Source organism: Paenibacillus sp. N3.4, assembly GCF_008017805.1.
Taxonomy (GTDB): Bacteria; Bacillota; Bacilli; order Paenibacillales; family NBRC-103111; genus Paenibacillus_E.
This window is the reverse complement of the sequence record NZ_VRTT01000002.1, coordinates 76,521-91,301: the sequence shown is the minus strand read 5'-3', so window position 1 is coordinate 91,301 and position 14,781 is coordinate 76,521. Positions and strand designations below refer to the sequence as shown.

Below are 14,781 nucleotides of genomic sequence, written 5' to 3'. Positions count from 1 at the left end.
CGTTTGAACTGGATGGGGAATTTACAACAGCTCGGCCGCTCATTAATGCTGCCTACCATTGCACTTCCGATAGCTGCTGTATTGCTGCGTTTGGGTGATTTGCCTTGGGGTGTGATGCACGCATCTGGCTTTGGGGATATGCTGCTATTGGCTGGAAATACGGTCTTCGACTATATTCCAATAATTTTTGCTGTTGGCGTAGCGCTAGGACTAACAGAGAGTGCTGGCATAGCTGGATTATCAGCAATGCTGGGTTATTTCATGTTCACTAGGTTAGTTGAACATGCATTGGGCCCCCAGTTCCAACTTGGCGTACCAGGTGGGATCCTGATTGGACTCCTGGCCGCGATCATTTATCATCGATGCAAAGAAATTAAGCTACCCGAATACATACAGTTTTTCGGTGGTCCCCGGATAGTTCCGCTTATTATGGGGCTGGCAACGCTTGTTGTGTCTTACATTATGATTGCAGTAGGTCCCTATTTGGAAATTGGCATGAGCAAGCTATCCAATTGGCTCATCGGTTTAGGTGGTTTAGGTGCTTTTATTTATGGAATCGCACATCGGTTGCTTGTTCCTTCCGGCTTGCATCATATTTTGAACAATTTTTATTGGTTTCAGATAGGTGCATATCAAGGACCTTCAGGGAATATGGTTTATGGTGATTTACCGCGTTATTTTGCCGGAGACCCGACCGCTGGTACGTACATGGCTGGTTTATATCCGATTATGATGTTTGCTTTGCCAGCAATTGCTTTTGCCATTATTGGTGAAGCGCGTGAAGATTTGAAGCCGAAGATTAAAGCCACATTTCTGACAGCTGCTTTAGCTTCATTTTTGACCGGTGTCACAGAGCCTATTGAATTTGCATTTCTATTTGTGGCTCCTTATTTGTTTGTGGTTCATGCGATATTGTCTGGTGTTGCGATGTGGATTGCTTATGAGCTTAATATTCATCATGGATTTTCTTACTCCGCGGGCGCAATCGATTACGTGATTAATCTCCACCTATCGCATAATGGTTTACTTCTGATACCCATCGGTCTGGTTTATGGATTGCTATATTATTTTTTGTTCCGCTGGGCAATTCGGCGGTTCCAAATTCCAACACCCGGTAGGGAGGAAGGCTCTTCACTTGAAGAGTGGGCGGGAGATATCCCGTATCGATCACCGCTAATTTTGCAAGCACTCGGTGGGAAAGACAACATTAAGAAGATTGAGGCCTGTATCACCAGATTGCGACTTACGCTTGTGAATGATCGTCTGATGGACATCACGGCATTACGACACTTGGGAGCTGCAGGCGTCATCCGTCTTGGGGGAGGCAATGTTCAGGTCGTGTTCGGAACATTCTCAGAGTTGATTCGTGAAGAAATTATGAAGGTATTGCGCAAAGATATTCATGTGGTGCTGTTTACTTCTCCTATGCAGGGGCGTATGATCCCCATAGAAGAGGTGCCGGATCGCATCTTTGCTTCTCGGTTAGTTGGGAACGGCGTTGCGTTTATTCCGGAAAAGGGAGAACTGGTTTCTCCAGTTGCGGGTACGATCATGCATATTTATCCGACTATGCATGCACTGGGCATTTTGACCGAGGAAGGCTTGGAGGTCTTGCTGCACATTGGTATTGATACGTCTAGTTTGCCAGGAAAATGCTTTAATGCGGTGGTGAAAGAAGGCGATCATGTGGAGCCAGGCCAGCTGCTTATTAAGTTTAATTATAATAAAGTAAAGAAATTTGCTTCATCTATGGCGACACCGATGATTATTACGAATCCGGATCTTGTTAAGTCTTGGAGTTTTGCTCCATTTAAAGCTGTCAAAAAAGGCCAAGGTTCCGTGATGTCCGTCGTCTTAAAGCCTACTAAATCGTCGGGGGGGACTAACGGATGATCAGAGGGATAGGAGCGTCTTCAGGGATCGCCATGGGCCAAGCTTTCGTGATTCCGACCTGGGAGTGGGACTTTCCAGAGAAGATGATTGATGTAACGGATTTAGCTTATGAATTCGAACGTCTTTATGATGGAATTCGATCTTCCAAGGATGAGTTAGAGCTGATTAAGCAGGAAATCAAGGAAGTAGTGGGACAAGACCAAGCCTACATTTTTGATGCCCATTTAGCCATCTTGGAAGATCCCATCTTCATGAATGAAATTCAGGGGATTATAGAGCTGCAGTACAAAGCAGCGGAAGTGGCTGTGAAAGAAGTCATCGATAAATTCGTCGGCATGTTCAATTTAATTGATGACGAGTATATGAAAGAACGGGCACTCGATATTAAAGATGTAGGCAATCGGCTATTGAAACATTTGCTGGGTGATACAACAGCAACCGTGCCGCCTATCGACCATCCTTATATTTTGGTTGCTAAGGAATTGACGCCATCGCAGTTGGCTCATCTGGATCCGGGTAAAGTGCTGGGGCTGCTGACCATTCTTGGCGGGACACATTCCCATGTGTCCATCATGGCAAGAGCCATGTCGGTGCCTTATGTGCTTGGTTTGGAAGGCAAGCTGCTCAGACCGATTCAGAACGGTGATTTTCTAATTATTGACGGTCAGGAAGGGACTCTTTACATTAATCCGGATGACATCATTATCGAGCGCTACAAGGCGCGCAAACGACATTGGCTGGAATTCAAAGAGAGTTTGCAAGGAATTGCTGATGTCGCGCCGCTGACATTGGATAAGAGCTATGTCAATCTTCATGCTAACATTAATTCCGTGTTAGAGATTGACCAGGTTCTACGAAACGGTGCTTCCGGAGTCGGGTTGTTTCGAACCGAATACTTATATATGGATCGCGATTCATTGCCGAGTGAGGATGAGCAGTTCGAAGTATACCGTCATGCCGTCAGACAGTTAAAGGGACGTCCGATTGTCATTCGAACGTTGGATATTGGCGGAGACAAGAAACTGGATTATATGCCGCTTGCCAAAGAGGATAATCCTTTTCTTGGTTACCGTGCGATAAGGATCTCCTTGCACCGGACAGATCTGTTTATGACGCAGCTGAAGGCCATTCTAAGGGCGAGCAGTTACGGCAACGTGAAAATCATGTATCCAATGGTTACTTCCTTGGATGAAGTGCGCCAGGCGAAAGCACTGCTGGAAAAGGCGAAGGCGGAGCTGACTGTGCAGGGAGTTCCGTTCAACGCGAATATTGAGGTCGGATTAACGATTGAAGTGCCCGCGGCAGCGATTATTGCGGACGTTTTGGCCAGTGAAGTCAACTTCATGAGCATAGGGACGAACGATCTGGTTCAATATATTTTGGCCGTGGATCGCATGAACGAGAATATCGCGCACTTATATAATCCTTACCATCCAGCGGTCATTCGATTGTTGAAACATGTTATCGATTCCGGCAAGCGAGCAGGCATTCCGGTAGGCGTATGCGGGGAGATGGCCGGGGATATTCGAGCGCTGCCGATCTGGTTAGGGCTGGGTATCGAAGAGCTTAGTATATCGGTACAGACGCTGCTGCAAGTGAAACATCGTTTGCTAAGCAGTGATGCTGTTAAATGCAAGGACTTAGTGAACCAAATTTTAGTTTGTAAAACAAGTGAAGAAATTATAGAGCTGCTTGTCCAGTCGGAACAAGCAGAATCCATGGTTGGAGGAAATTAACATGTCATTAGCGGGAACTAACGTATTGGCTTTTGTTGATGAGGAATTTGAGGATTTGGAAATGTGGTATCCGGTTTTGCGCTTGCGTGAGTCTGGAGCTACTGTACACATTGTAGGACCTAAAGCCAAAACCGTGTATCATGGAAAATACGGTGTTCCTATTACGACTGATTATGCATTCGAGGAAGTAAACTCATCGGACTATAGTGGGTTATACGTTCCTGGCGGTTGGGCGCCTGACAAGCTTCGTCGTTATCCGGATGTCATCCGTTTAACCCAAGAGTTTCATGCTGCCGTTAAGCCAATTGCTCAAATTTGTCATGCTGGATGGGTACTCATTTCCGCCAAAATCATCCAAGGCTATACGCTGACCTCTACACCCGGAATTCGTGACGATATTGAAAATGCGGGTGCAACTTGGGTGGATGAAGAAGTCGTCGTCGATCGCAACATCATTTCAGGGCGACGCCCGCCAGATCTTCCGGTATTTTCCAAACGGTTTGTGGATGAACTTATCCAATTTAAGGTGCAAAAGGAAAAGTAATATCTCGCTTCCAAAGGTGGCAAAAACTACTACTCCGTTCTCAGAAGGAAATCAAACGAGATAGTAGAATACCATAGTACAAGCAAGTTATGTACATGCCCCCTTTAGTGAAGGAGTGTTCTTTGGATGCAAAAGTATTGCAAGTGCGGACGTGCGATGAACCTTCGTCTGCGTACGGTTATTTATCAAAATAAAGTGGATATTGAAAATGTCCCTATTTACTCATGTGAAGCGTGCGGCAGAAGTGAAGTTGTTCCTCATGTGAAACCCGAACTTACAGCTCTGATCGGCAAGTTAGGGAGTAAACCTGAGAAGCAGCAGCTCTTTTTTCACGAGTTATCTGAAATTGCTTTTTTACTGCGTAAAGTAACAGAAAGAGAGCATATGAACGATTCTATGGAAAAAATTGTTGAAGAACGCATCAATGAATTGTTGGACATTTTGTTGTTGGCTCAGTCGCTCGGGGATCAGCCATGGACGGAAGAAATTCGTAAACGGTTGTCTCAAATTACACAGAGTGCCATTTCAACATAAGTATAATTTGCCAATCCGTTAGGGTTGGCTTTATCCATTTTATGAACATTAATGAAAAACAATGAAAATATTTTCAAAGCATTTTCAATATACGTTGCAAGATGCATGAAATTGTCGTATTATAACGGTAATATCTACTACTAGGATCGCAGAATACTTTTGAAAATGGAGAGAGTAACCGTGACCGTAACTATTTATGATGTAGCAAGAGAAGCTGGAGTTTCCATGGCAACCGTATCTAGGGTTGTAAACAACAATCCGAACGTGAAGCCCCAAACACGCAAAAAAGTTTTTGAAGCGATAGAACGGCTCGGTTACCGCCCTAATGCGGTGGCAAGAGGTCTTGCCAGCAAGAAAACAACGACGGTTGGTGTCGTTATTCCTGATATTTCCAATTCCATCTTTGCTGAAGTTGCACGGGGGATTGAAGATATTGCGAATATGTATCATTACAATATCATTTTGTGTAACGCAGATAAGAAGAAAGAGAAAGAAATCCGTGTTATCAATACATTGCTTGAGAAACAAGTGGATGGATTGCTTTTCATGGGTGGTGTGGTGACAGAGGATCATATTCAAGCGTTCAGAACCTCTTCGGTTCCTGTTGTATTGTGTGGGACGAAGGATGAGAACCAGACGATGGCTTCCGTTGATATTGACCACGAGAGAGCCGCATTCGATGCTGTGAACGTATTGATTGCTGCTGGACATCGCGATATCGCGATGATCTCCGGTACCTTGCAGGATCCGGCCAATGGCTTTGCTCGCTACCAAGGCTACAAGAAGGCTTTGGATGAAGCGGGAATTGAGCTGCGTGATGAGTATGTGCGTATCGGCAATTATCGCTATGAATCGAGTGTGGATGCTGTGAAATATTTCTTGGAGCTTTCTCCTAGACCTACAGCTATCTTCTCGGCTACAGATGAAATGGCGATTGGTGCCATTCACACCGTTCAAGACAGTGGGCTTCGTGTGCCTGAGGATATCGCCGTGATTAGTGTGGACAACATCCGTATGGCTTCTATGGTAAGACCTACGTTAACTACTGTAGCTCAACCGATGTATGATATTGGTGCGGTTTCCATGCGTTTGCTGACGAAACTGATGAACAAAGAGTCAACCGATAACATGCAAGTCGTACTCCCGCACGAAATTATTTATCGCCATTCGGTTTCCCAGTCTTAATGCGTTGTCTTTTGTAAAACTCAGCCTCTACCCGAGGTCATTCCTTCATGGATGACTCCTGATAGAGGTTTTTCAGTTGATATGAGAGTAAAAGTTTATTACTTTTCGTTTTGCATCAACTTTGGCAAACGCGCTCGTCCTTGAGGGACGGTTGAGTCGTTTATCCTTGAAAGATAAGAAGTTATATGTTTTAAAAATGTGAGTCAGACTTACTAAAAGCAGATGTTTTGAGATGAACGTCATCATTGGGATGCGTTTATAAAAAAGCATAAGGAACATAAAAGGAAAAGGTCAAATGTTCGCAAGGAAATGGCTAAACGGTATGTCTAGAAAGATAACACTGTTTTTCAGTGTTACAGCAGTCAGTCAAAGCAACAATTCCACTTTAACACTGAAAACCGTGCTTACAGGTAGACAAGTAGATCAAAGTGACATATTTAGAACTGTAACACTGTTTTTCAGTGTTACAGCAGTGAGTCAAAGCAACAACTCCACTTTAACACTGAAAACCGTGCTTACAGGTAGACAAGTAGATCAAAAGTGACATATTTAGAACTGTAACACTGTTTTTCAGTGTTACAGCAGTGAGTCCAAGCAACAATTCCACTTTAACACTGAAAACCGTGCTTACGGGTAGGGTCTTCAGGATTTTCTGGCGGTTTTTCTTGTGTAAATTAGGAAAAGAGGTCCCTACGATGTCATGGAATAAGATTGCGCTGATCGGCGCGATGAATGAAGAAATTGAATTACTGATTGCTCATATGGAAAATGTGAGTGAAACGAAGAAGGCGGGCATCACGTTTCGTGAAGGCAGCTATTTCGGGAAACAAGTTGTCGTATGCCGGACGGGTGTAGGAAAAGTGAATGCAGCAGTCACTACGCAACTATTAATAGATCAGTTCCATGTAGAAGCAGTCATCTTCACAGGTGTGGCCGGAGCATTGGATCCAGAACTATCTATCGGGGATCTTGTGATATCGACCGAGTGCATGCAGCACGATATGGATGTAACGGTATTAGGTTTTCCGAAGGGCGTCATCCCTTATGAGGCAAAGTCCATTTTTGAGGCAGATGCGAAGTTGATCGAGCTGGCTTCCATTTCAGGCGAAAAGCTTTTTGCAGGTAAAGTGAAGCAGGGTAGAGTGCTCTCGGGAGATCAGTTTATTGCCAGTCGAGAAGTGGTTGCAAGTCTGCATCAAGATCTGGGCGGCACTTGCGTGGAATGGAGGGAGCCTCCGTTGCACAGGTCTGTTCCATGAATGGCATTCCTTATGTGGTACTGCGTTCGATGTCCGACAAAGCTGATGGCTCCGCACATGTGAATTTTGCCGAATTTACGGTACAAGCTTCAGAGAATTCCTATAAAATGGTTGAAGATATCGTGAAGCAACTTTGATTACAAAGTGTAAAAGTTGAATTATCTATAACGTTCTTTAAGGTCTAACCAAAAAAGCTCAAACCCGCTAAGTTTGCGGAGTTTGAGCTTTTTATGATCTGAGCTTGGAGCATTCAAGCGGGGTTATTATCATTTCAAGTACATCAAGGCCAATTCCTTCGTTTGCCGATTCTTTTCAACAATCGCTTGGCGCCTTGGAATCGGCGCCCATGTGTCTACAGGGTCCAGCCACGTATCTGGCAGCTGGACAGGGCTCTTGCCTTGCCAGGCGTTCAGCCACGCCTGCGGAAGCGCCAGCTGGGGCTCTGCCTCCAGCTGCTGCAAGAAGGCCTGCTGCTCGCTCATGACGAGCCAGAGCAGGCTCCAGGCCCGCGGTACGACGCGCCAGATGTCGTACCCGCCGCCCCCGAGCGCAACCCACCGTCCTTCGCACCATTGGTGCGCAAGGGAGTGGATCAGCTCGGGCATAGCCTTGAACACGTGCATGGAACAATGCACGTGCGCCAGCGGGTCGAAAGCATGGGCATCGCACCCATGCTGCGAAATAATAAGGTCCGGCTTGAAGCGGGCAATCGTCTCCGTCAGCACCTCGCCGAAGCATTCCAGCCACGACTCATCTTCGGTATAAGGCTCTACCGGGATATTGATGTTCGTGCCGAACGCTTCGCCATCGCCGCGTTCGTTAACAGCCCCTGTGCCCGGGAATAAAAATTTCCCGGTCTCATGAATCGACAGTGTGCATACCTGGGGATCGGTGTAAAAGCTCCATTGCACGCCATCGCCATGATGCACGTCGGTGTCGACGTAAAGCACTTTCGCGCCATACTTCTCTTTCACGTGCGCTATGGCCGCGGAGGCGTCATTGTAAACGCAGAACCCTGCTCCTTTGCTCTGCAGGGCGTGATGAAGTCCACCGCCAAGGTGGAGGGCGTGAGGAGCAGCGCCCGACATGACGAGCTCCGCTGCCGTAATGGAACCGCCAACGACCTTTGCTGTGATATCATGCATCCCTGAGAAGTAAGGCGTGTCGTCGGTATCGAGTCCGAAGCGCGTTGCTTCGCGGACCCAAATCTCATCCGGTTCGGGGCTGCTAAGCGCTTTCACAGCTTCGATATAAGCAGGCGTATGTACCCTCATCAGCTCTGCATCCGTTGCGGAACGGGGATGCCTTAAGGCACGCTCAGGCAGCATATTGCTTTTGCGCAGCAGATCGACAGTCATCAGCAGCCGATCTTGGTTGAACGGATGATTTTCATTAAACTTATATTGTATTTCTTGATCATCATAGATAAAGACAGGACCCAATGCCTTCTTCTTCATATCCCAAACTCCCCCGGAATCGCTAACAATCTTGCTCAAAGCTTCTGAAATCCTAGATAACTTGGTCATTATTTACGCTTAGTACATAAACCGTTGTTGAAACCGAATCCGATCAAACTGTTCAATCGATGAGATAGGCACCTGCTTGCCAATCCGCACCATCAGGCAATTGGCCGGATGCGAGCAGATTTCCGGATCATCGGTAGCAAACCAGATCATGTCCACACTCTTCATCAGCTTCTCCATCATTGACGATATTCCCATACCGTTAGTTTGCTTGTTTCCAAATCCCAATGCCAATAATATTCAGTCGTGAAACAAATGACATTTTCGAGTTGCTCACCTTCGAAGGCAAGGCGTATCATCTTTTTACCCAAACCGATCGAACGATACTCGTCCGCAACCTCTATGGCGCCAAGTTCAATTAAATCCTGCATATGTCCTTGTGACCAACGCTCGATTTCGTCCGGATAATGAAAGGTAACATAACCAACGATCGTCACGCCGTCTCTTGCCAATATGATACGTCCTTCAGGCAATTCTGCGATTTCTATAAGAGCTTCCAGCTGTTCCTTGGGTCTGCGAAAGGCATCTAATTTGCTGTGCATCGTCAACTGCTGTAATCTTTCACCTGAAACAGGCCCTTCAATAATGATTTCGGGTTGGTCGGGAGCTGTGCGCAAACAGTGCGAGTGATACGTTTTGATATGCTGCATAACCTTAGCTCTCCTTTTAAAAAACAACATGATGAAAGATTCCTTTTCCTTTAGGTCATAGTACTCTTATATCAAATTCCATCTGGAAATAAAAGCATAACTTAAGCGTAGGCGAAAAATTTTTGATGTGTTATAATAGACAATGTCAAAAATCGCTCACATTTTGCTTGAATACTTCAGTAAAATGAAAACGGTTTACCACGCGAGGAGGGTTTTACGTACATGGATCAAATGAAAGTCGAACTCATTGAAGCTGTTTCACCTAATCCAAACATGAAAAATTATGAACAAACGCATGCTGAGTTTGACTGGAAAGAGGTCGAACAAAGCTTTTCCTGGTATGAGACAGGTAAAGTCAACATGGCTTATGAAGCGATTGATCGACATGCGGACTCTTCCAAAAAGGACAAAATTGCCCTTTATTACAGTGATAATCAACGTGAAGAGGCTATTACCTTTGGGGAAATGAAAGCGAAATCAAATCAATTCGGCAATGTGCTTCGCGGGCTTGGTATTAGCAAAGGTGAACGTGTTTTTATCTTCATGCCGCGTACACCGGAGCTCTACTATGCGTTACTTGGAACTCTTAAAGTTGGAGCCGTTGTTGGTCCGCTTTTTGAAGCTTTCATGGAAACGGCCGTTAGAGACCGATTGGAAGACAGTGAAGCCGTCGCGATTGTTACGACACCAAGCTTGTTGTCTCGCGTTCCGTTCGACGAACTTCCGCATTTGAAACATGTCATTCTGGTTGGTCAGGATATTGAACTCGCACAGGGACAAGTGGATTTCTTCAAAGAAATGGAAACCGCTTCAACAGAGCTGGAAATCACTTGGTTGGATCGCGAGGATGGTTTGATCATTCATTACACATCGGGATCAACAGGGAAGCCCAAAGGTGTGTTCCATGTACAGAACGCGATGATTCAACATTATTACACAGGTAAAATTGTATTGGATCTTCAAGAGGATGATATCTACTGGTGTACGGCTGATCCAGGTTGGGTGACAGGCACTTCCTACGGTATTTTCGCACCCTGGTTGAACGGGGCAACGAATGTCATTCGAGGTGGGCGATTTAGTCCGCAGGATTGGTACAATACGATTCAAAAATATAAAGTAACGGTTTGGTACAGTGCGCCAACGGCATTTCGCATGCTAATGGGCGCAGGCGACGACGTTGTCAACGGATTCGATTTGTCGTCGCTTCGCCATGTTCTGAGCGTAGGCGAGCCTCTTAACCCGGAAGTCGTCCGTTGGGGACTTAAAGTGTACAACCAACGTATTCACGATACGTGGTGGATGACCGAAACCGGTGGGCAACTGATTTGTAATTACCCGGCTATGGCGATCAAACCTGGGTCTATGGGCAGGCCAATTCCTGGTGTTGAAGCAGCTATTATTGATGATTCAGGTCAGGTGCTTCCTCCTAATCGGATGGGCAACCTAGCCATCAAAACGCCTTGGCCATCGATGATGCGTAAAATTTGGAACAATCCGTCCAAGTATGAAGAATATTTCCGTCTGACAGGCTGGTATGTATCCGGAGATTCCGCCTATCAGGATGAAGAAGGCTACTTCTGGTTCCAAGGTCGTGTGGATGACGTGATTAACACAGCGGGAGAACGTGTAGGTCCGTTTGAGGTAGAGAGCAAGCTGGTTGAACACCCAGCGGTTGCTGAAGCAGGTGTTATTGGTAAGCCTGATCCTATGCGTGGCGAAATCATTAAAGCCTTTATCGCATTGCGTGAAGGATTTGTGCCATCGGATGAGCTTAAAGCCGAAATTTCCAAATTCGTCAAAGAGGGCCTTTCTGCACATGCCGCTCCTCGCGAAATCGAATTTAAAGATAAGCTGCCGAAGACACGCAGCGGTAAAATTATGCGTAGAGTTCTTAAAGCATGGGAACTCAATTTGCCAACAGGCGACTTGTCGACGATTGAAGATTAAACCATTTTCCAAGAAAACCCTTTTCTTGCCGCTAGCCGGTAGAAGAGGGTTTTTGTTTGATAAACCCGCTCGTCCCTGAAGGACGACGAAGTCGTTTATCCTTATCTCGCCCATGAAATAAAAAAAGATCCGGTTGCCCGGATCTGATTGAAATCATCTAGTTGTTGTAAGCGATGGTAGCGGATGGTTTGGACTCGCCGGCATCATTTTCAGCTGTAATCCGATAATAGCCATTAAAGGAATTCGCATAATAATGAAATTCGGTAGCGTCTTTTACGGAGCCTAGCTTCGTAAAACGTTCCTTTTTCCTTATCGCTATAGAACACGTTATACTGCTTGACATTGTCTTTGCCCGCATTGGCTTTCCAAGTCAGCGTAATACCGACTCCATCAGCTTTGGCCTTAATGCCTGTAGGAGCAGCGGGTAAATCCTTGGTGCTTCCGCTGCCGTTATTTTTGTCAGTTCCTGGTTGTCCTCCTGGATTGGTCTTATCTCCACGGTTTGATCCGTCCGGTGGAGTGGTGGATCCAGGGATCTGGCTGCCATCTGCAGAAGGTACGAATAAGGAATCCAATGAGCTGCCATCCGTGTAGGAAGACCGGCTTGGGATGGATTCTTTGCCAGCTACATCGACAGCCGTTACGTAATAGCCGACCAACCCACTGGATGGGATATGATCAGTGAATTTGGTTTCTGCGCCTGCTAACACAACTTTCCCGCCCATGAGCTGGAATTTACTGTGATTGTCAGAGCGATAAATGCGATACCCAACCAAATCGGCATTTGTGCTTGCCTGGAAAGTGATTGTAGCCGTATCGCCTGATTTGGTCGTTACTACATTGGTTGGCGCCGTGGGCTCTTTACCGTCATCCACGCGCGGATCCATTTCCGATGGGGCATCATCGTCATAGTCGGTAGGCTTGTAATTATCGATGGGTTTTCTGCTCTTTTCTGGCAGTTTACTCATCGCATCTTCGACTTCCTTAAGCAATTGACTGATCGACTTTTGGCGTTTGATTACCGTTTTTTCTTGTGTAAAATCAGCAGGCGTATGGTCTTGTGCAATGTAGTTAAGTCCGTTATACGAGCTGATTTTCATGTTTACCATAACATTGTCTACATCTGTAGGCACATATTTCTTGTTAAAAATATCTGTGACCAGCAGATCCGATTTGCTCGTTAATTCACTTGGCAGCTTGCCAGATAAACTTGATACTGTTGCAGATACGATGCCTTCCGGTTTCACGAAAGTTTTCGTGGGGAAGAGTTCAGGTTTCTGCTCCATGGTCCGGTTCATAATGAGCGCCCAAATATCCTTGGCGTGATACGTTTGCTTTGTCTTCGATGACAGTTTGTTGATAGGTTGGTCGTAACCAATCCACACACCTACCGTAATATCGGGTGTGAAACCCATGAACCACGCATCTGCATCATCCTGCGTCGATCCTGTTTTTCCTGAAATTTCAATTTTCCCATACGATTTATACTTAGTCATCAAGTCCGTCGCTGTTCCTTGACTTATGACCGTTTTCATCATATCGGTAATGAGATAAGCACTTTGCGGTGAATAGACTTGTGTAGGTTTCAGATCATGCTTATAAATCGTTTTACCATTGGAATCTTTGATTTCACGAATCATAAAGGTCTCATTAAAAGCGCCCTTATTGGGAATCGAGGCATAGGCGCCTGTCAGTTCTCTAACGGATGTGCCGCGGCTTAATCCGCCGATTACACCTGTCTGCGCATAATAATCTTCTTTTTGAATGGAAGTGATCCCAAGTTTTTTGGCAAAGTCCCAAGCGTCATTGATCCCAACTTTATTCAAAAATATATCAATGGCCGGAATGTTGTAAGACTGGTTCAAGGCTTTGCGTGCGGTCATGAGACCATGAAATGTATGATCCCAGTTCTCCGGAAGATGGAATCCTTTAACGCCGTCTTTCAGGATAATTGGAATATCGTCCACGATGCTCGCTGGTTGAATGACGCCTTTTTCTAAGGCCGGTATGTAAGCTGCGATTGGCTTCATGGTAGATCCAGGCTGTCTGAATGCCTGTGTAGCGTGATTCAGCTGTTCATCGAAGAAGTTGCGTCCTTCAATCATTCCTTTAATTGCGCCTGTTTTCGAATCGAGCATAATGGCACCGACTTGTTCAATACCGCCTTTTTTCACGTCGGTAGGCGCGAAGTTTTTCTCATTGCTTGAAATTTCATGCATGGAGTCGTAGATTGATTTATCGATGGTTGTATAGATTTGGTAACCGCCACGCAGCAGCTGAGATTGTATGCCCTTTAACGCTTCATTATAGGCTGCTTGATTTTTCTTTGGATCGAGATCGGGCTTTTGAATGCTGAGCAAAATTTCTGCAGCTTCTCTTTCCGTTTCGATCATCAAATACGGATAGGTCGTATAAGCCTTCTGTGCAGGTTGAGGCATGGAGGATCTAAGATCGAATTTCAGAGCTGTTTGGTACTGATCTGTGGTAATTTTTTTCTCGTCCAACATCCGTTTGAGAACGAGTTGCTGCCTTGTAATTGCCCTTTTGAAATCATCCTCATCAAATTCCGGTTTACTGGTGAATGCCGAGTACTGGGAGGGACTCTGAGGGAGTCCGGCTAAATAAGCCGCTTGAGCAACGTTCAGCTTAGCTAGATCATCGATGTTAAATAAGCCTTTGGCGGCTGCTTTAATCCCATATAAATTATAGCCTGTTGATCCGTTTCCATAAGGAATTTTGTTCAGATAAGCAAGTAAGATTTCGTCTTTGGACATAAGGCGCTCCATGCGAAGCGCGAGCAATAGCTCACGAGCTTTCCGGCCATCATCTTTGTCTAAGGTGAGGAATACTCTTCTGGCGAGTTGTTGTGTAATCGTGCTTCCGCCTGTTTGTACTTCTTCATTCAGCAGCTTCTGGGTGACCGCACGATAAATACCGCGGAAATCTACGCCGCGATGGTTATAGAAGTCTTTGTCCTCAATGGACAAAACAGCGTCCAAGACGACTTGTGGAATGTCTGCCAAAGCGACAAGGCGTCTGTCTTCCTCCGTACGCAATTGACCGATGATCGCGTCGTCATTGAAGTAAGCAAAGCCTGTGACGGCATTTTCTTGCATTTGCTGGCGAATCGATTCTTGACTTCGTATAGGATCTTTTTTAACCAAAGCACTCACATATCCGAATGCGGCGGACCCACCCAAAACACCTGCCAAAAAGGCAGAGATCAGAGTCCATTTTAAGGTAATCCATGTTACTTTGAATGTTGTCCTCACCCAAGGGCGATTCCATTTCGCGAAAAAATTGCGCATAAGTTCCAATATCCTCCTTACATGAACCCTAATAGTATACCATAATTGCACGTTTTGCGGTAATATTGACCATCGAAAACGATGTTTGAATGGTTTGACAACCCACAGAAAGCTGTGATATAACTTGTACAAGTGCGTAGATGGATCAGCAGTAGGTAGCTTGTGGATGCTTTCAGAGAGCCGGTGGATGGTGCGAACCGGT

8 protein-coding genes, 2 pseudogenes and 1 other annotated feature (1 of these 11 cut by a window edge) are annotated in these 14,781 nt (G+C 45.7%); of the genes and pseudogenes, 7 read left to right on the top strand and 3 right to left on the bottom strand.

The genetic code is table 11. The annotated features are described in order from the left end of the window. The first annotated feature begins 3 nt into the window (after window positions 1–3). The 6 genes and pseudogenes from FU659_RS02110 (at window position 4) to FU659_RS02085 (ending at window position 7,288) form a co-directional block, all read left to right on the top strand. Window positions 4–1,893 carry a glucose PTS transporter subunit IIA gene (locus FU659_RS02110; RefSeq protein ID WP_147946021.1) on the top strand — a complete coding sequence of 630 codons (1,890 nt, stop codon included), beginning with the start codon at window positions 4–6 and terminating at the stop codon, window positions 1,891–1,893. Then, window positions 1,890–3,629, top strand: a complete 1,740-nt coding sequence (gene ptsP, locus FU659_RS02105; RefSeq protein ID WP_147946020.1) for a phosphoenolpyruvate--protein phosphotransferase — start codon at window positions 1,890–1,892, stop codon at window positions 3,627–3,629. Before FU659_RS02110 ends, ptsP begins: the two co-directional genes overlap by 4 nt. A gap of 1 nt (window position 3,630) precedes the next feature. Next, window positions 3,631–4,173, top strand: a complete 543-nt coding sequence (locus tag FU659_RS02100; protein ID WP_147946019.1) for a type 1 glutamine amidotransferase domain-containing protein — start codon at window positions 3,631–3,633, stop codon at window positions 4,171–4,173. 126 nt (window positions 4,174–4,299) lie between these two features. Continuing rightward, window positions 4,300–4,707 (top strand): hypothetical protein, encoded by a 408-nt coding sequence (locus FU659_RS02095; RefSeq protein ID WP_147946018.1) that lies wholly within the window; start codon window positions 4,300–4,302, stop codon window positions 4,705–4,707. A 180-nt stretch (window positions 4,708–4,887) separates the two neighbouring features. After that, entirely contained in the window at window positions 4,888–5,892 is a 1,005-nt protein-coding gene (gene ccpA, locus FU659_RS02090; protein WP_147946017.1) for a catabolite control protein A, read from the top strand. Window positions 5,893–6,587: 695 nt separating this feature from the next. Further along, window positions 6,588–7,288, top strand: a pseudogene (locus FU659_RS02085) (5'-methylthioadenosine/adenosylhomocysteine nucleosidase). A gap of 129 nt (window positions 7,289–7,417) precedes the next feature. On the opposite strand, the gene FU659_RS02080 reads toward FU659_RS02085, so the two are convergent. Both FU659_RS02080 and FU659_RS02075 read right to left on the bottom strand, forming a co-directional pair. Continuing rightward, entirely contained in the window at window positions 7,418–8,608 is a 1,191-nt protein-coding gene (locus FU659_RS02080) for an acetoin utilization protein AcuC (RefSeq protein WP_147946016.1), read from the bottom strand. A 78-nt stretch (window positions 8,609–8,686) separates the two neighbouring features. Continuing rightward, window positions 8,687–9,324, bottom strand: a pseudogene (locus FU659_RS02075) (GNAT family N-acetyltransferase). 222 nt (window positions 9,325–9,546) lie between these two features. Here FU659_RS02075 and acsA point away from each other — a divergent pair. Beyond that, complete coding sequence (acsA, locus tag FU659_RS02070; protein WP_147946015.1) at window positions 9,547–11,271, top strand: acetate--CoA ligase; 1,725 nt, start codon at window positions 9,547–9,549, stop codon at window positions 11,269–11,271. A 233-nt stretch (window positions 11,272–11,504) separates the two neighbouring features. Here the strand turns inward: acsA and FU659_RS02065 are convergent, their stop codons facing one another. Next, entirely contained in the window at window positions 11,505–14,579 is a 3,075-nt protein-coding gene (locus tag FU659_RS02065; protein ID WP_261807559.1) for a transglycosylase domain-containing protein, read from the bottom strand. A gap of 128 nt (window positions 14,580–14,707) precedes the next feature. Then, window positions 14,708–14,781, top strand: a binding site (T-box leader); it runs 214 nt beyond the window's last position.

Excerpts from the sequence above, each read along its gene's own strand:
- ptsP (WP_147946020.1), top strand. The coding sequence starts at position 1,890 with ATGATCAGAGGGATAGGAGCGTCTTCAGGGATCGCCATGGGCCAAGCT.
- FU659_RS02100 (WP_147946019.1), top strand. The coding sequence starts at position 3,631 with ATGTCATTAGCGGGAACTAACGTATTGGCTTTTGTTGATGAGGAATTT.
- FU659_RS02095 (WP_147946018.1), top strand. The coding sequence starts at position 4,300 with ATGCAAAAGTATTGCAAGTGCGGACGTGCGATGAACCTTCGTCTGCGT.
- FU659_RS02080 (WP_147946016.1), bottom strand. The coding sequence starts at position 8,608 with ATGAAGAAGAAGGCATTGGGTCCTGTCTTTATCTATGATGATCAAGAA.
- acsA (WP_147946015.1), top strand. The coding sequence starts at position 9,547 with ATGGATCAAATGAAAGTCGAACTCATTGAAGCTGTTTCACCTAATCCA.
- FU659_RS02065 (WP_261807559.1), bottom strand. The coding sequence starts at position 14,579 with ATGCGCAATTTTTTCGCGAAATGGAATCGCCCTTGGGTGAGGACAACA.